The 19,929-nt window shown below is 38.8% G+C and carries 6 protein-coding genes; all 6 read right to left on the reverse strand.

All coding sequences use genetic code 11. The features are described from left to right. Positions 1-8: 8 nt before the first annotated feature. The 6 genes from AABS66_RS00170 to AABS66_RS00195 all read right to left on the reverse strand — a co-directional run bounded on the left by AABS66_RS00170 (position 9) and on the right by AABS66_RS00195 (position 19,920). Positions 9-2,873 carry an RHS repeat-associated core domain-containing protein gene (locus AABS66_RS00170; RefSeq protein WP_430224412.1) on the reverse strand — a complete coding sequence of 955 codons (2,865 nt, stop codon included), beginning with the start codon at positions 2,871-2,873 and terminating at the stop codon, positions 9-11. A gap of 35 nt (positions 2,874-2,908) precedes the next feature. Further along, entirely contained in the window at positions 2,909-5,791 is a 2,883-nt protein-coding gene (locus AABS66_RS00175; RefSeq protein ID WP_430224413.1) for an RHS repeat-associated core domain-containing protein, read from the reverse strand. A 13-nt stretch (positions 5,792-5,804) separates the two neighbouring features. After that, positions 5,805-10,202, reverse strand: coding sequence for a SpvB/TcaC N-terminal domain-containing protein (locus AABS66_RS00180; protein ID WP_430224414.1), 4,398 nt, complete (start codon positions 10,200-10,202; stop codon positions 5,805-5,807). A 44-nt stretch (positions 10,203-10,246) separates the two neighbouring features. Beyond that, positions 10,247-17,410, reverse strand: a complete 7,164-nt coding sequence (locus AABS66_RS00185) for a neuraminidase-like domain-containing protein (RefSeq protein WP_430224416.1) — start codon at positions 17,408-17,410, stop codon at positions 10,247-10,249. Positions 17,411-17,873: 463 nt separating this feature from the next. Then, the gene (locus tag AABS66_RS00190) at positions 17,874-18,704 is read right to left on the reverse strand and encodes a prepilin peptidase (RefSeq protein ID WP_272516282.1); all 831 of its coding nucleotides are present in this window, start codon (positions 18,702-18,704) and stop codon (positions 17,874-17,876) included. A 1-nt stretch (position 18,705) separates the two neighbouring features. Next, complete coding sequence (locus tag AABS66_RS00195; RefSeq protein ID WP_206086041.1) at positions 18,706-19,920, reverse strand: hypothetical protein; 1,215 nt, start codon at positions 19,918-19,920, stop codon at positions 18,706-18,708. Positions 19,921-19,929 lie beyond the last annotated feature (9 nt).

Genomic DNA, 19,929 nt, shown 5'->3' on the forward strand with positions numbered 1-19,929 from the left:
TCAAATCATTAATGAATATTCATTCTCTGCCCTTGTACAATTCGAGTATTCTTCGAATGTAATTTTTTCGGGACAAGAATTTGAGGGCGGTAAAAAAGGGAAATTAAATTATCGAATTCTGCGTCTGAAGTTGTTGAGAAAACAATTTGTTGCGAATGTTTGTTGAGTAATCGCGTTGATTTGACGATGCGTAATGCAAGTGCTTCTTTAAAATCACTATACGGATAAAGCGTATCACTGGGTTTTGTTGCAATTTTTTCATGAGTTAATGTTGCGGCAGCACACAGATCACCTCGAAATTTGTCAACAAGCCTACCTTGTGATGTCATTCTTTTATCAAACAGCATCGTATCATTAATTGCCATATGCCCATATTTTAAATACTTATAATCACGCACTGAATTTAGTGGGGTAACATATTTTAAATCACCAAATCGGCTACCCATTTTCCCTGTCACTCCCTCAACACCGAGAGAGAAAAAAACAAAATCTTTTGTTTTTAAACCCACAAAATCGAAATCTGTGGTGTTCGTGTGGTCAGAGCGGATCAGCATTTTGTCTAGCAAGCTATCTCGGGAACGAAAAACGGCATGACTACCACGTTCTAAAAATCGTTTATCTGTGAAATGAATTAAGTCAAATTTTAATTCGTTGAAATTATTCACAAATTCTAACGAATCGCCCCTAATTTCACCCACAGCAAGGCGTAAATTCTGCATATTATCCTGCGTCATTGCATTGAAAGAATCGAGATCCATAAACGGGATTGAATCATCAGAGCGTGAAACCCAGTCTGTACCTGTCGACATGATTTTATAGCTTTCATTGGCTCTTATTTTAGCCTTTTCATCAATGCGCCGATGATAATATTCAACAATTTGATTAAACGGATTTAGCCCATTATTATCTTTATATTTCAGTGGGTTATTCCTTGCCATTCGAAACAAATTCAATCCATCGACAGTTCCACCAGGGTCGGCACTTAACCAACGCCCACACCATGGCTGATAATAGCGATAACCATAATAGTAAAGCCCTGTTGCATCCCGTTCTTTACCTGAATAACGATGTGTCTTATCTTCCCCTTCAAGCGCACTGCGTGCTGCCCATATTGCAGTTCCACCATAGGGATAATACTCTTCATAACTCATCAATTGCCCTGATTGATCCAGTTCTAAATCACCACTCCCCGCTAACGCATTAATACTGTAACGTATTACGTTATTTTTAATTATATCTGCCCTTCTGTTTGTCCAATGCAAAGCGCGAATAGATGCAATTCCCGCATTCCCTACAACAATCAGTTGTAGTTGCTCTGCTTCTTTTCCATGAATTTGTTTGTAACGCAATTCTAAGTCGTCTAAATAATAGGTTTGGTAACTATTTGATTTTTGTTGGCTAACCTTTAAAACACGCTGACTATTCGAATCATAACGATAATGTTCATTAACCTCTCCCTGATAAACCTGTCGTAATTCTTGCCGCACCGTCCAGTCAAGGCATTGCCCTTGAAATAACTGTGTCTGCTGTCCGCTTGGTGTAAAAAAGTGGTCAACTTCATCACTGTGTGCAGTAAGTGAATCGAGAACAGCGCGATTACTGTGCGTACTTGTGGTCATTGATTGGGTATAGCATTGGTTTGTCGCAGGAGCTCGATGGTGGATCTGTATTAAATTGCCACTGCGATCATACTGATAGGTACGAAAATATTGGGTGATAGTCATACTGTCGAACGAACAATATCTGGGTAGTTTGGTCTTTTCCGTGATATTGCTTGCCATTTCACGCCCTGATGCACTCACCAATTGATATAAACTATCATAGACAAAGCTTTGTTTCGGCTCTATTTTTTGGTTTCGCCAAAAGCGTACAGGTTCAGCATTATTGTAAATACAAACAATATTCCCTACGGGATCATATTGATAACGTAAATCTTGTAGGCGTTTAAAACCGAGAGGATGGGTTACTGGTCGCTCTGTTCGAGAGCGAATTAAACGTTGGGTTTGAGGCTCATATTCATTCCATGAAACCACTCCATTCCCCCATTCCTCTCGCACAATATTTCCATTGGCGGTATAAGTGATGGATTGAACGAGAACCCGTTCGGGCTCACCCGAAATCGTTAGCCAATGCCCTATACACTGCCCCGCAATATCATAAAATAAGCGCTGCTGATGGCCTTTCGCATCCTGCGTCAATAATATAGAACCTGTCGCATCATAGGCCTTTTGATTAACAAAAATCTCTTGCGAAAGCGTATTATCCATTTCACCCTGCCGCCAATTTGCAATGACTTCCGCATTCTCGGCATCTTGAATAAAACACCGAGCAGTTGAAAGCGGCGATCCCGTGAGGGATATTTGGTTCAGCTGTAATAACCCTGCGGGGTCATAGTGGGAAATGCAGTGTCCTGCTAAGTTGTTTGCCTGCTCTACAGGAGAATTACCTGCATAAACAAAATAATCACTCACAATAGTGACAGCGTCACGTTCTAGGCAACGAATTAATCTCCCTAACGTGTTTTTACCCTCGTAATCACACGTACGCCAAATATTATTAGCATCAATACTGACTAACAAACGCCCTTCAATATCATTTAGCCGTCGTACCTCACCATTATCAACGCCATTTGAATAAAGTAGTGTTCCCAACAGATCATAGTGATAGCAAAAATTAGCTTGGACATGAATATGTAAACGTGGGTCAGTACTTTTGTACAAATGCCCTTTTATATTAAACTGCTGGTATGAAATTCGCTCATCAGTCATATTCAGTGCATTAGGGTGTCGATGATATTCAAACGTTCGTATATTTAGTCCTCGATTATCAACAACATCGATTGTTGGTGTTTTTGTTGACAATAAAAAAGTCATGTTTCTCCTTATATTACAAAGAAATTAATTACCTCCTAACATGTCCCCATGAGTTCAGGCCTATGCTGAATTGATTTTATTGTGGTATTTTTTGATTTTAATTCTCTCGGAACGAGAAGTTGAGGACGAAATAATAATGACATAAACATATCAAACTCTTGATTGCTCTGAGTATTAACTATTCGGCTATATCCTGCTGGAGAAAGTAACTTTGCAGAGTTGATCATCCTTAACGCGATTGCTTCTTTAAAATTATGGTAGGCATAGACCGTTTCGCTAGCTTCTTTAGCAATTCTTTCTTCTTTAAGGGTATTGCCATCATCACGACCAAACGTACGCCCTAAGCGCCTTGAGAATTGTCGCGTGTTGTAGTTTAAAGTGTCATTAATCGAAATATGTGAATACGGCATGTATTGTTCGTTTTCGACACTATTTAAAGGGGTATAATATAATTTATCGCCAAATCGGCTAACCTGCTTACCTTCTGCCGCCTCAATACCTAGTGAGAAAAAAACAAATTCCTTTGTTTGTAAATTCATTTCATCTGAATAGCTGGTGTGATTATGTGTGTAATCAATAATATTATTATTTCGTAATGCGACTCTTGACTTAAATGTGACCTCGCCATTAACCATAAAATCCGTCTTTGACGCATGAAGTAATGTAAAATTCAATTTGGTAAATCGTTCAACAAAACTTGATTCCGCCTCATTCAATGGTGAGGTAACCTTGCGTAAGTACTCAATATTTTTATGTGTGACCCGATCAAAGCTCGCTTTATCATTAAAACGATTGTTCCAATAACGGCCATTAGCCATGAAAATATAACTATAATCTGCATTTTCTGCCGTTTTTCTTTCTGCTGATCTTCGCCTTAACTCTCTGACCCAATGTAATGGATTAAGCAAATGAAAAGGAAATAGGCCATTAGGGTCATGATAGTTGATCGGGTTATTACGAGACATTCGGTAGAAATTCAGCCCATCCACCGTTCCCAAGGGGTCGGCACTTAACCAACGACCAACCCACGGTTGGTAGTAACGGTAACCATAATAATACAACCCAGTCTTATCACGTTCTTTACCTGAATAACGTCGTATTTTATAATCAGCTTCTACCTGATTACTTGCCAACCAAACAGCTGTACCGCCATAAGGATAAAACTCCTCCTGGCTGAGAATTCGCCCCTCTTCATCTAACTCTAAACCCCCATTACCAGCCCAAAAATCAAAACTGTAACGCCATAAATTATTCTTGATACCATCAGGCGCGTTATCCTCCCAGTGTAAAACGTGCACTTGAACATTATCTTCCCCCCCGATGTTAACGACCTGTAAACGTTCTTTTATGATGTCATTTCGTTGTGTAATGTTGACTTCCAAATCCGTTAAATACCTTGTTTGGACACAAGAATGATCTTGTTGACTCATTTTGAAAACACGCTGACTTGCGCTGTCATAACGATAATGTTCATTCAAGCTTAGGCTGGAAACATGTTGTAACTCCTGACGCGGGTTCCAATTGAGATATAGTCCTTTCATCAGCTGTTTTTGCTGGCCATTTAAAGTGAAAAAATCATCAACCTGGTTTGATTCCGTGGCTAATGACTTACTGATGGCACGGTTACTCTTATCGCTTACCGTCATTTGTATTATATAACTTTGATTGGTGGCAGGAGAGTGATGATGGATGTTGGTTAGGTTTCCTCCTCGGTCATAAACATAATGCCGAATATATTGGGTATAAGTTGCATTATCAAAAGGCACATAGTGAGGTATTTGATGATGTTGTTGCCCAATATTCGCCATTTCACGCCCTGTAGCACTAACCAGTTGGTATAATGAATCATATTGATAGCACTGTTCAGGGGGGATTTTTTGGTTACGCCAAAAACGTGTTTTTTCTGCATCATTACGCATACTTGTCCTATTTCCCACAGGATCATATTCATAATGGATGTCTTGGAAAAGTTTGAAGCCTAGTGAATTAGTATTGGGTCGTTGTGTTTTGACGCGCAATAAACGCTGTGTTTGTGGCTCATATTCATACTGTGTGAGCACATGATTACCCAATTCTTCTTGCTGTTTTTGCCCTGATGCTAAATATTCAACCGATTGAATCACCGAACGCTCTTTTTGACCATTAATAGTTAGCCAATGATGTTTAAGTTGCCCAGCAATATTGTATGCGTAGCGTTGCTGATTGCCTTTCGCATCGATAGATTTCAGCAAACTCCCTGTGGCATCAACGTGTATTTGATAGCCGTACTCTTCCGTTTCAAGCTTTTGTTTTTCTTCATTATTCGTCCAATTAACATCCGTTTCCCTCTCTTCAATTTTCAGTATAAATTGACGAGTCGTTAACAACGGCTTCCCTTGAAGGGAAATCTGTTTTAATACTAATAACCCCGCTGTGTCATAGTGACCAACACAGGCCCCTGCCAAATTTGCTTTTTGTTCGTCAATGGAGGAACCTGCATAAATAAAGCATTCGCTGATATAAGGAGCTTCGTTATTTATTTGTTCCGAGATGCTAATAGGACGGCCCAACGTCATTTTGGCCTCATATTGGCAAGTTCGACGAATGCCATTCGCATCAATGCTAAATAATAAACGTCCCTCAATATCATTTAGCGCAACGGAATCTCCCACATCAACCCCATGAGTGAACAGAGTCTCTCCCATTAAATTATAGCGGGAAATCATGTTGTTTATCTTGCTTGAGCCTAACCGAGGATCAGCTGAACTGACTAAATACCCCTGTATGTTTAACTGCTGTAATGTGACTCGTTCATCAAGATCTGTAGGTTGTTTTGGTTCCCGATAATACTGTAGATGGCGAATAGTCAAGTCCCGGTTATCCGTAACTTGTATTGTGGGTGTTCCTGCATGAAAAGACATGTTTACGCTTTTTTTCATCGTCTCCCCCTGTTTACCCTTCTAACGTATCATTTTCGTCTTCTTCAACTGTAAACCACGGGAATATTTGAGTACGCCGTAAATAATTTTTAGCCGTTAATACTTGGCTAGCTCTTCCTAGTGGGTCGTAATAAACCGTATCGGCATACAAATCACTCCGGCTGCTAGCATCACTGACATAACGCCAGCTATTGAGGAAATAAGGTTGATAAGTTCTGACGGCAAGACCTTTGTTGTTGTATTCTGTTTTTCCTGTTACAGCCCAACGAGTTGATGTAAAGCGTTCAATTAACTTTCCTTGAGGATCACACTGAAGAGCCCCTGAATCATCACGTATATAAGCATTTCCAGCTTCATGGCGTATAGACGTTTGTAACGATCGCCCAAAACCGTCAAAAAAAGCCACTTGTTGGCGTAGCTGCTGTTCAGGGTCATTATCATAACGGTCTGTCGTAATCGTACAAAAATGCGGTGGAATACGCATACCCGTCGTCAAAGCGACAAATGGTTTTTGCTTTAATGCACAAGACTTTCGCAACCGACGTAGCGCTAAAGAACCTATTTTTTTCCCTATTGTTATTTTAAAATCCTGAGGTAAATCATGTGGTTTATCAATTTGATACATCCAGCTATCATCACAGTAAACAATCGCTTGGGAAACAGGGGTGCCTTTTGGCAAACTTAGAATGTCCTCAACAGTTAATGGTGCCTTAAAAGGTTTATCTGACGGGGGGCTATAACCACACGGTAAGCCATTTTCTGTTCCCCAAAAACGTGTAGACGTGACTCGCCCTAGGGCATCTAATGCGGCATGACTTTGGTTATTATTGATATCTTGAATTTGAATTGGCGTCATAAACCGATAATCATACTGTGCATATGTTGTCATGCCTGCAGCATCTTCCATCGCAGTGATTACACAGTAATGTTGACTCCAACGATAATGTGTTTTTCCCGTCAATAACGTCGTTCGAGTCGCCAATGGCCGCCAAAATTGTTTTGCATCACCATAATCGGTGTAACCTTGACGAGCACACCAAACCAACTCCGTGGAATGACCCAATAGCTGTGGCGCTTGGGTATAGCCACCTTTATATAAATATTGAATAAGCTCCTCTTTTCCAATATGTCCATCAAATGCTTTTAATGCTTGTTCATCTAAAACTGCGGTTTCGGTATACGCCACGAGAACAGGGAAAATAGGCTCCACAAACTCGCGTTTACCATCGGTATAAACGATCCGCTGTTGACCTAAGTACGCCGAAGCACGATGTTTACCTAATAGGCCATTGTTAGCTATCAACGTTTCAAGCGTAATCCCTTCTTTTGGCACCTCTGTGGCCACAAATTCAAATGCATCACTACGTTGACAATCCGCAATACCTAAAACATAAGTATCAGAGGAGATTAATTGATGCCATCGCGATTGTTTTATCACTAAGCGTAAAATAGTTTGTTGTTCATCATAGCTACTTCCTACAGTGGTAGTTGGAAGTGTCGTCGGATAAGGATCACTTGCTGGTTTTGGTCTACGAGGGTAAGCAATCGTGACTTCCTTAAGGACTGCCCCATATAAATCCTGTTCAACAACAATGGATTGAGCACATTGTGGATCAGAGATAATTCGCTCGTAGGTATAAGTTCTTTCTTCTATTTGTGAAACTTGGGTGACATATTGAGCCGATGTGGAGGGGAGTAAACGCGATTGAAACCGAAATTCTACAATATTATAGGGAACATGTTGTTTATCACTCCCGTCTAAACCAAACACCTCAGTACGTAGCGGCATCCCCTTTAAACTTCTGGAAAGCCAATATTCCCCCCCATCAGGAAAAGTATCCAGTGATATATCTTTGTCATCAACCCATTGGCTGTAGCGTGGATATAAATGGTCAAATGCGTGAGGATCTCCTTCCCAAAAATAGTGATATTGCTGTTGGTCAACCGTTTGATTTCCCGTTAAAAACCAGTTTTTTGTTAGGGTTGGAGCAGTACGTTCGGGGGCATTCCCTTGGGCTCGCTCATCAGTATCGAGCATTTCCAAGTAACCAAAACCACGAAATTCACGTTCAACACCATCCCAAACCCCTTGCTCATAACGGATACTGCTGATCAAACAGTTTTGCGTAATTTCATCCACGCTTTGTGTCTGCCATAAAACATGGATAGGGAATGGAAGATGCGAAACTATAGGTAAGCCCATTCTCTGCAACTTAGCTTTTTCATCGAGCCAAAATTGTGCAGAACTTCGATACCTCAGTGACGTTTCAGCCCCCATATTGTTGTTGATTGTGCTTAATAACCACGCTTTTTCCGAGGCAAAATCCAATTTCCAGTGATAAGGGGCTTGATGTGGAACAGTTAAGATTAAGCTAACTACCCCCATACCCGTCACATCTGCAGCTTGCAACAGGCATGTATTATCAAATTGCACCCCTGTGGGTAACGCGATGACATAAGGTTCACTAAAGCGATTACCCGCTTCATTGCTATACACTAAAAGTTGTGTCGGTTGCACATAAATTAAGTCAACATAACCAGAGCCATCCGTATCAACAAGATAAATAAAATTTGGATTGAATAAGGCTTTTGGCAAACTAAAACCGTCGAGCGTGCGTGGGGGACTAAATTGCCCATAACCTAAATTTGCCCAGCAAGTGACCCCTCCGGCATTAATTTCGACCAAATGCTGTTGGCCTGATCCTAAAAGATCACTAAACCCGACTAATGTTTCTGCATTGGCAATCGGTAAAACCACTCCCTCAGGTTGTATCGTGAGTTCACCCGCCGAAAATCCCTCTCTGTTATTGGCGTAAATACGTACACTTTTCGGGCCTATTAAAACAAGGTCTATGATACCGTTACCTGTTAAATCAATAAGTTGTGATCTAGAGTGGAAGTATTCCGTCGGAAATGCAGAGATGGGAATAAATTGAGTCCAGCGACTATCAGGCTGTTGACTGTAGTAACCTTCAAGACCAGGTTGAGCAATAACCCAATCTAATTGGCCATTCCCAGTAAAATCCATCAAAACCGCATTTTGTTTCAAAGAAGGCGTTTGCACTAATGCAGTGGGTTCCGCATAACTCACCGCATTTTCCCCAATGGTGGCATCCCGCTCAGGGGAACGGTACCACCAAGCTTCAGGCGATTGATATAAAATCCCCGAAATTCCTTCACCAAATAAATCAACCAGTTGATATGACTGCTGTGAATTGAAATATTGTAACGCCGTGAACTCCCCCCATTGACTCGCTTTAGGGCGTTCTTGATGTTGATAATCAAATTCTAAAGGCGCTCTGGTAACTATTTCCCCTCCAATTTCATGCCCTATTTGTTTTACAGCCACCAGCGTGGTTAATGTAGGCTGCAAATCATATTCAAACACCACTCTGGCGACGAGTTCAGGTGGCTGTTCAGAGGCAGTTGCGCCTGACAATAAATCGACCCGATGAAACATCAGAACTTGTTGGCAAAGGCGACGTGTTCTTATTTCAAAACCATATTCAAACCGTGAAAAACAGTCAGGCCGGCACAACCAAAGTGATTGCTCATGATAATCGGGCTTATCTATATCGATGATGCTGCGCTCGCCATAATCAAAGATGGCATGAAACAACCAACTATTTTCTTGAATAGGGGTATCTCTTAGAATGAAAGGCGTTTGTGCTGCTTGAATGTTGCCATACGAAACCTGCCATAAGTAACGTTGTGCCCCCACACTTGCGGAAGAGAGCGCTTGCTCTTGTTCATCACAGTTAGCGATATTTTCGGCCTTATACTGATAATAAACATGTTCTCCAGTGGGCGTAATGGTTTCCTCAATAAGCCACTGTGCAATTTGGTTGGTATTTTCAGCGCAATAAATACGCGCCTGTTTCGTCTTACCTAAAAAATGGATATTTCCATCAGGTGAATAAATAACCCAGAAAGGCTTTTCCTCACCTTCACTACTCGGTTGCCAATATTCTAAGCGGCTATTATCTTCAATCACTCTCGGTTGATACGTCGTCACTAAATGTGTCGATGATAGCGTTACACCCTGTAATTGTGTGCGTCGTTGAACATCGGCAGCGCCTAATGTATTGACCGCTATCACTAATAGCTCGCCTGCTGGCGACAAAAACTGATCCTTTCCTGCGTAACGGGGAATGCCATGTTGTGTTCTGAGGCTAATTGATAACAGCCCTACTTGCCAGCCTAAACCAAAAGCGCCATTCCCTGCTCCACTGCTATAGGATAATAAGAGAGAGGGGGAATAGGTTCGCCCCGAAGATAAAGAAAGTGGAATTGACATTGATGACATACCACTTGGGCCTGCACTTGCAATGTTCTCCCCCATACCTTGGCTAGTTCCACCACCCTTTGGGAGCGATAATGGCGCAATATTAACACCAGATTGTTTTTCCATAGTATTTTCCTGACAGGCAGTCTCCTGCCTGTACTTCCATGAGATTATTGACGTATACCGTAGTGAATATGCAAAATAATATTACTTAAACTCAAAAGTAATAATTTTTGCTTTCCTGTTGCATTTGGAAAACTGAGGGTGAAAATCCCGCTATCATCAATAGGAATGCCTTCAAAAGGTAGGAATTGGGGATCATCAAAATTGAGTTGGAATTGACCACTATCATTAATGCCGTGGGAAAGTGCAATAGTATTGCATCCCCTCGGAACGATAAGGCTACTACTGTAGTTCAGCACAGCTTGAATATCCTGATAAGCCCCCATTAGCATTGGAAGAGATACACTTATTTGTTTAATTCGACGAATATTGCCTAAATTATCTGGGTAGTCATTTTTGATATTAAAATCAGCAAGTTTAAATGTGCTCATTAAAATGCCATTATGCTCGAGTATTAATCCATTTTCTCGAGTTCCCACCCCGCCTTCCTCTTTAATCAAGATATTTTTCACTTCATCCGCTAAGATAAAACCGTTACCATCAGGTTGTGAGGAATACCATTGCGCCAGAGAGATTGTACGAGTCACTTCCATCGGGCGACTTTCTTGTTTAAGGTATGCTTCATCCAGTTGAGTCAAATTCAACGCAAGGTTTTCTCCTGCCAGTAATCCCGCATAATTACTGTTCCATGCGCCTGGTTTGATGAATGTGGCATCACGTTGGTTGGTCTCCCAACGGAAAGCCTCTTGAGCCATTAAACAACGAGACAATGTAAGGTCATAAAATTGATAATAAATTGAAGATAAACAACCACGTAACCAGTTATACATGGCTTTATTGCTAAATTTGCGTTGTATAAATTCCAGTTGAGCTTGTGTATGTCCCCTTTGCATTTCTAAATAGCGCTTTTGCAGCTTTGCCGATTCCTGACGAATTCCCAATAGATCAAGCTGAGCATCTATTTGTTCCAACTCATTCTGTGCATTATCTTTATGGATCCCCCACTCTTGGCGTCGGCGTCTATAGGTTTCATTATAACTAAGGCGTTCCGCTGAAATTCGCGTAGCATGAGAGCTCATTTCTGTACCAATGGCTAACGCGTTGAAAATAGCGCCACTCTCCCCACCGCCAACGGCAAGGCCATAAATATTAGGGATCATATTCATTATCGCTGCTGACATACGTAATGCTTCGCAACTCAATGCTGTGATGGATGATGATAAAAAAAGATCCATCGCCAATTGTTCGCCCACATTCACATTTTCATCATAAAGGCGGGTATAGCTATTGAAACGCTGTAAAGCGCCTTGTCTATTTGCCTGCAGAACTTTTTTATCCGCTTCAATTTCAGCAATGGTTGATTCTTGCAAGGCAATGGATACTTGCGAAAGATCACTTGCCTGTAGCTGCATCATCTCAGCCATCGCTTCACTATCCTGTCGTTCAATAATCCCCTGCAACATGTTACCAAATTGCATCAATTGACTGACTAATCCTCGTGCATTACCTAATGCAACTGAAAAACGTTGTAGGGGTAATTGTACCTTCGGTAATGCTCTCCCTCCGTGTGATGAAATAATGCTTGAACTTTTTAATACTTCTGGGGAAAGGGGCTCAGCATACAAAGGTAAATGCAAAGGTTGCCCATCAATTGAAAGGTTATGGCGCAAGTTATATAACCGTAGTTCTAATAGATCCCAGTAGCCTTCAAGCTTTGTATTCACCTGCGGATAGAAACATGGCATCAGTTGTTCAACTCTTTCTGATGGTCGACGTAAGACCCCACTTTGATGAATATGAATAAGATCATCATGATAATTCTTAATGCGTTGTTGTTCTGCGGCGGCACCTAAATTAATATCCCCCCATTTATCGCCTATATTAGGAATATACGGTTTTTCTCCAAGTAAACTCAGCGCATGGGTATACCACATTTTAGCTTCATTCAACATATCCCTTTCAAGTTGCCGATAGGCTGTATCCCCACGAGCAATTAATAAGTCCAGCATTTTCATAAATGTTGTGATCTTATAGTGTATAGGGTCATTTTGTGCGATAACATCAGGATCTGTGGTATCAATCGTCGACGCACTCCAAGAGATACTTTCTTCAAGTGGTCTACAATTCCAAGAGTATGGCGCTTTATTGCCTTGCCATGTTTGGTACCCCATTGGGCTCCAAATATACTTAAGCCAGGTAAGCGCTTGATCAAATTGGTTTTCTTGTAATAACCGGGAAGACACCATAGCGGGTAAGTAATAAAACATCTCCCAAAAATACAGTGAATTAGCCCCCGTAAAATCCATTGGCTCAATATAATTTTTTAGCAATTCAACTTGTACAGATTGATGACTATTTGGCGTATAATTGGAAAGATAAAGTCGGTTATTTTCCACTGAGGCAGCGAGTACACCAATAGATGAAAGACCACTCTGACTTTGGAAATGCAGCTGTAAAGTTAATTCAGTATTACTAGGAAAATCAATAATATCATTGAACGGTGATGCCTTTCGGCTTAAAGGAACAAAAAGCACGATATTCGTATCGATATCATTCAATCTGCCCTGCCAAAAAACAGCCATAGAGGCGCTTTCTGACCCGATAAGTAACTTAGCCGCTCTTGAATTACCATGCAGCCCAGTATCGTATTTGGGTATTGTGACACGAATATAATCACCATTTCCCATTTGAGGTTCAGGCAAATATTGCGTATCCATTGTTAAAATATGATCAATACCTTTATTCGCTTTGGTAATTAACTGCTGTGCAAATAAAGTATTAATTCGAACTCGATGCATATCACGTTGCATGTATTGCGCATATAAATTTGTTTTATTAAAACTAATTACTTCGATATTGGGATTTTGCCGTTGTATTTCAATTTTATAAATTCTTGTTCCTAAACTGCGCATATCAATAGGGTATGCATTATAATCCACTGTAACCGTTAGCTTATTATTAATAAACTCAGAAAGTGAAATATCAATCTCTAAGTGCGTAAAATTATAAATCATCTCCTCTAAGCTGAAATTTGGTAGTTTTTCAACATAATTACTGGCTAGAAAACTTTTTTTTGTATTCCCAGAAAAAATATGAACATATACATTTTGGGGTGGGAGTGCTGTATTAATATCATAATAGCCATCTGTTCTTGATTTATTGTTGGCAGAATCTGACACAACCATTTGTCTTATTGGTGTCGTTGATTCTTTTAAAGATGGAAGTCGATAGTATTCTTCTGAAGGCGGGATTGGCCCACTACCACCTTTATTTCCTAAGTTATATGCATAAAAGTCAGCAGCACTCGGGTTATTAAGAAGAATACTTTGATTATACATCCCCTCCGTTTTCACCATATGTACAACATTGTACAACGGTTTGCCAGCAAGTGTTTGCTGGGGATAAATAACAAACTCGCTTGGTTCATTATTGTAATATTTTTTCATCATATTACATTGTTCACGCTGACGTGTTCCTTCCCCCCGGTAAGAGATACTCAAATTAGCGTCAAGGCTTAATGTAATTCCCCTATTTCCTGATTCAACAACATTAATATTGCTAAGGCCACTACCATTCACCATAGTTAAGTTATCGTAGCCATATTTCGCATAGATATAGATATACTGAAATTTATTATATAAATAATTATCCTGCGCTATTTTTTTAATTAAATGTTGGTTTTTTAATGTATCAAAATCATTATAAACCTTGAGAACAATATTTTTCGAATCTTGACTACTTATATTCTGGGTGGTCATATTCGGGTAAATAAATAAGCCTGAAGCTGTCGTTGGCATTTCTTCTGTATAAAATTCTTTTTTCGTATAAAAAAGGATATAGATAGTATCTTGATCTAGCCCATCAACCCTATTGCTATACAAGGAACAATAGAACCCAACTTGGTATAACTTGTCTTTTGAAAAAATACGTAATGTGCTATCAAGACTAAAAGAGTTGATCGCGGCCCACGTGCCATTGTAATTTAACTTACTGATTTTCAGTATATAGTGTTCTATTGGTTGATTGTCACTATCTGTTTGTTTTTCTTTCTCAACCCAAGCAACATGAAGCCGTGAATTAAAAATAAATGGCCTGACCCAGTCTTGAACCGCATTTATCCCCATCTGAATGGCTTTCCATTCACTCCAAGCACTTGCTGGGAATTTTCCGTCTTCATTAAACTGACCTTGGTCGACGCTACGCCAATAAAACCCGCTAGAATCTGCGGAATGACCAATAAGATAGGTAAGCCCATTATCAAAATTAATATTATTATGATAACCGCTAACGATATTTAAATTTGCGATGTGTTCAAATTGACTAAGATAAGAATTAAACGCAGTTTCTATCGTATCAGGGGACAAATTACTCTGACTAATGTCTTGCAACATGCCATCCATCATCTGTGTTTGCCCAATTCGCATTGTTGGGTCAAGATAGTTTTCAGGGTAGTACAGTAATTGAGCGCCCCCCGCCCAAGTACTATACCGGGCATTATACTTATCCCAATTAATAAAAAATGGGCGGCTGATTACGCCACTTTCGGTTTTGTCTTCTAGATCATTGAGTGCTCTGTAGATATAGAGTTGTAACGATGCAATTGTTTCTGCAATTCGTGATGTTGTGACTGTCCCTGAGACTTGGTTATCAATTAATAAATAATAGTAAACATCATCACGAGTAGGTAATGGAACAGGAGCCGCTTTCAAACGATAAAATGTGCTTAATGCATTCCCCCATTGTTCCTCTAATTGATGGTAAACCGTTTCATTATCGGGTTGATTCAAAGCACCTTGGATAAGATGGCTTTGTACAGTCCAGGAAAAGTAGCCTTTTTTAGGTTCGTAAGATAATTCGAGCAGCTGAACTATCCCATCAGGTGTGATATTAAGTAGGTTTGACACGTAGAGTAACTGTATTGCTATCGAAACTTGCTCCCAGTGCCCTAAATAGGTTCGTTCTTGTGTTGGCAAAGAGACATCATCATTATGATTACGGCTAAGCCCAACTTGCCGAGCGAGCATAAGTGCTTGTCCCACTTTTGCTACATCATCGTTTAGACTACTCGCTAAAATTTCAGCGGATAATTGTTGATGATTCAGTGCGGTAAGCACATCATTTGAAAATTCACCTGAACCATTCACCCATTGATGAAACTGTGTTAATTGTAATAATATTTCGGTCGTTAAACCTAATTCGGATAGGCTAGAAATCAATAACGATGGCTTTTTAATAATCAGATCTAATTCTTGTTCGCTTAGATGAATTTGATTAATAATAATAGATAATTGTGTTAGCGTTTGTGTAAATGCAATAACATCAGCGCGTTCTGCATCTGTAAGAATTTGTTTTTGGATTAGTTGCCAAAATTTATCCGCCGTTTGCCCATTGGGCTTTATCTGGTTAACCCAATGCAAGCATAGTTCTGAAATATAATTAGAATTTAACGACAATGTTGAAACAAAAAATGGCGCCATTCTTGTCACAAGTGCTTCACCATGTAAATTAGGCACAGCACCAATACCATTTAATAACGTTTGCTGTAAATCATCGAGGGCTGGAGTCCACACTGCACTCGTAATATCGCCTACCATAATAAATAGCTGATAAACGTTCCAATTTTGCTCTGCTAACCACAAAGTGATCTTCGATACATAGTGTATAATTTCATATAGTTGGTCATTGTCGAGATCATAGAGTGGCACTTCACGATAATCAGATAACTGCAAGATAATCTCAAGTTCATCAATGGTTAATGCATGAGCACGTGCAAGCAACACGATCCGATATAAATCGGATAGCTTTTCCCTTGTATTATTAAATGCATAGGAATTATTTCTGCTCCCCATTTGATGAAGTAACCATAATCCCGCATCATCAACGTTAAAACTGCGTTTTAATACTGACCGGTGAAAGCTGTCGCCTTGAAGGAGTTTATCTGGATGAACTGTAATGAGTTGCTCATCAAGTTCGTATCGTTTCCCATCAAGTAATGGTGTATTAAATAAAAGATCAAACTGACTGACTTGTAGCGATGTTGACCTTATGCCAATCATTGCATTAGCTAAAATGAAGGCTTCTGATAGAGTTAAATAACCTTGCTGCACAAATATTTTCGCATATGCTATTTGATAAATAATATCGGGTGTTAACTTATCAATAGGTAAATCTGTATTAAGAACAATGCGCTCCATGTCTTGGATCGTTAGCTCTGTCGCTCTGAATAACCGAACCATTTTGTTGAAATAAAGAAGGAATAATGCGCTGTAATTACCATCAACACCCGTATCTGTAAAACCGCAACTTAGACGAGTTAATTCAATTAAAGTGGCAATTTCATCTGTAGAAACTTGATAATAACGAGACAACTGAGTTATCGATGACAAATCAGACTCACTGATCTCCCCAAAATTCTTATCATAAAGTTCATTAATTTTTTCTTCGTCCTCAGTGAGGTTTTCCGTCAAAATGGCAAAGCTTTCAGGTGGAAGATTTAAGCTAAGGGCCGTCAACTTTTGTGCCGTGAGTAGTTGATTGAAAAATGGTAAGCTTGTTATTGTTTTTAAATGGGGATCTTGCTGAAAAATTCCTAGGCGGACGGTGTTGTAAGCGTGATGGTAAGGTAGGTCTCCACCCTGCCGGCATGATGATAATTTTTCTTCAATCTTATCAGGTGGTTCTACCATAATGCTTGAAATTGCACTCACAAGTATTTCATTTGCATAGGTGAGTGTAGAAGTTTCAGTATCCATATTGTCTTGAGATAACAGTATGTTACTTATATCTGGCCGCCTATTACCTAAATTGTATACAGACTGTTTGTCATGAATAGGCAGAGCCTCTCGATAAAGCTCAGTTAAATAAGCAGCAGGAGAAAAAGAAGAAGAAACAGACCCCTCGCGAACAAAATAATTAGAGCGCTCGGGGAACATATCAATGTAACTGTGTTTTTCAGCGATAGGCTTTACATTTAATGGCCGTAAAGCAGATGTTTGAGGGTTAATACGGGCCAATAATTGGGATTCAAATAATCGATTCTCATTGTGTTTTTCTTGTGCTATTTGATATAAATTAACAATTTCATCCCTGTTTAAAATATGACTAAACTGCTCATGTAACTGTTCTTGAGACATTAACATGATATCTGCTAATGATAGTGTTTTCGAACTTAATTTATTAACTTTATTTGAAATCATTTCAAATGATGGCATTAAACACTCCTTACTCATTATGGTTTCATAGTCTCATATCTAAAAATCAATAAGACACTACTTTAACAGCCATTAAGTAGGTAAAAATCTTATGACCAATTAAACTAATTCCAATTTAGTGCTAAAATAAAAATAATAAATTATTTTTATTAATGCTAGTAAACATTAAACAAAAGAGAGAAGCATATAATGAAAATACAAATAATATATAAATAATATATAAATAATATATAAATAATATATAAATAAAATTATGAATAAAAAAAAGGGGTGACCAGCACCCCATAAAATAGCGAATCATGAAAATGAAAGTAAAGATTAATTACGAAATTAATATACCCTAAAAAAAACCAATAAACAATAATAAAAAAATAATTAAATTAATAATCAAAAAAAACAATCCATGCACTATCTAACTAAAACACATTAAAATATACTTTTTGAATATTTAGCATATGAAAAGTTAGTTCATCTGGTTGTAATAGAATAAAAAAATAATTGCTAAACAAATTGCAGGGCCAAAAGGAACATGGTGTTTCTCATCAATGTCATAGTAACTTTTATAATCACCTCGATCAGGAGAATAACTGTATAATCTAAATATGACATAACATATTATGCCAAATATGGACGATAGTAAAAATAACCAATGTACCTGTGAAATGCCAATAAATGTAGCTCCTGCTGCAAATAACTTGGCATCACCGTCTCCCATACCCTCTTTTCCTGTCACACGTTTAAATACTATAATAATGGTTTTTATGCATACCCATATAAAAACGCAACCTAGTACGGCTTGAATAGGAATAACGGATGTCCATTTCATGACTGAACTGATTAAACCTAACCATATCAATAAGTAACTTAGTTCGTCAGGAATGATATACCATTTTAAATCAATGAAAAAAATAGCGTAACATGTACTAAAAGCAATAAGGAAAATCACTATTGTTATCAGTTCGTTATTTTGGTAAGAAAAATAAAAAACCGTACTAAAAATAACTCCAAAAATAAATTCCGAAAGTGGATATATCTTTGATATTGTATTTTTACAATGTCTACACTTACCTTCTAATAAAAACCAACTAATAACGGGGATATTATCGCGTTTATAAACCTTAAATTTACAGTGTGGGCAATGAGAGTGAGGAAAGCTTAATGTTAATAACTCCCTCCCTCCTCGATTAAAAATAATGAGTGGCAATCGATAAATAACCACATTCACAAAACTTCCAATACAGCACCCTACAATAAATGCAAGGAAGAGATAAAAAAAATAAATAAAACTATACATATCAATCACAAATATTTAAGACTGAACCATCTTTACGATACTGATCCTCATTAATATAGACGTTATTGTAGGCACTAATACTTCCCCTAAAATACGTCTGAGCATATTTTTTGTAGCCAAACTCACCTAAGTTTCCATTAATTAAGTCCGCATTAGTATAAATAAAATCAGTTTTTTTTAAGTTTATGTCATATTGTGGAAATTTTTCTCCACGTTCCATTCCAAAATATAAATCATGAAAATTAACTCGAGGACCTGCAAAAGCATTCCGTGCTTCTCTATATTTTTTAGAATAATTGGTATTAGTTGCCAGATTTCGAATATCTGGAATTCGGCTCCAGTTCATCGCTAAAATATAGGTTTCCCCTAATGACATACTCACTTTAGCACTCAAGTTCGATAAAAAATAAACTTTTAAATCGTTATCAATTCCTATATGCATATTGCCGCCATTTTCCTTATCCCACCCAGACATCTCAACTTTACTCAGTTCTAATATCGGTGGATCCATTGATTTTGGGTTATAACCAAATTTAGCTCTCCAAGTAAATGCAACAAAAGCTGTTATGTTCGATATTTCAGGTCTTGGTGGAGATTTTCTGTCCTCAATGCGAATTGATAATCTTTTAATTGAACGTGTTGGTAACCAGATAATTTCATCAGGTTGCCTTAAATCGAAGGCCCGCGATCCCCCGTCCGCACGTTGTACGACGGGGTTGTATTTAATAGTATAGAAGCTCGGAGATTTCCATATTATAACTTCGTTATAATATGGTTCGAACTTTTTATTTTGATCTTGTTTTTTAGGATAACCAATCCCTGCATCAGCAACACTCATTCCCTTCATAAATCTTGTACTGAGCGGAACTTGCGAAACTGGGCCTCCTATTCCTTGAACACCAAAAGAGGGGGGGCCATCCCAATTGATTTGTCGGTCACCAAAAAAATTAGCCAGTTTTAATGGAATACCTCGTTCTTTTTCTGTCCAATAATCCACTTCAAATTTGACTGAAACTCGGTTTCTAAAATCTGAATTCATGCCAAAATCTCTTAATGTTGAAACCACAAGTGGTAACGGTGTAGAGGTATTAGCGCAAACCAACGTAGCAGGGTTTACTGGTCCTGAACCATCAATATATTTAATCCCTTTTGTCGTAACGCCATTAACAGCCATTGGTAATAGCAATGCACTTAAACATAACTTTTTTAATTTCATTTTTCTACT

Origin of the sequence: Providencia sp. SP181, from assembly GCF_050446505.1 — a bacterium.
GTDB classification, from domain to species: Bacteria; Pseudomonadota; Gammaproteobacteria; order Enterobacterales; family Enterobacteriaceae; genus Providencia; species Providencia vermicola.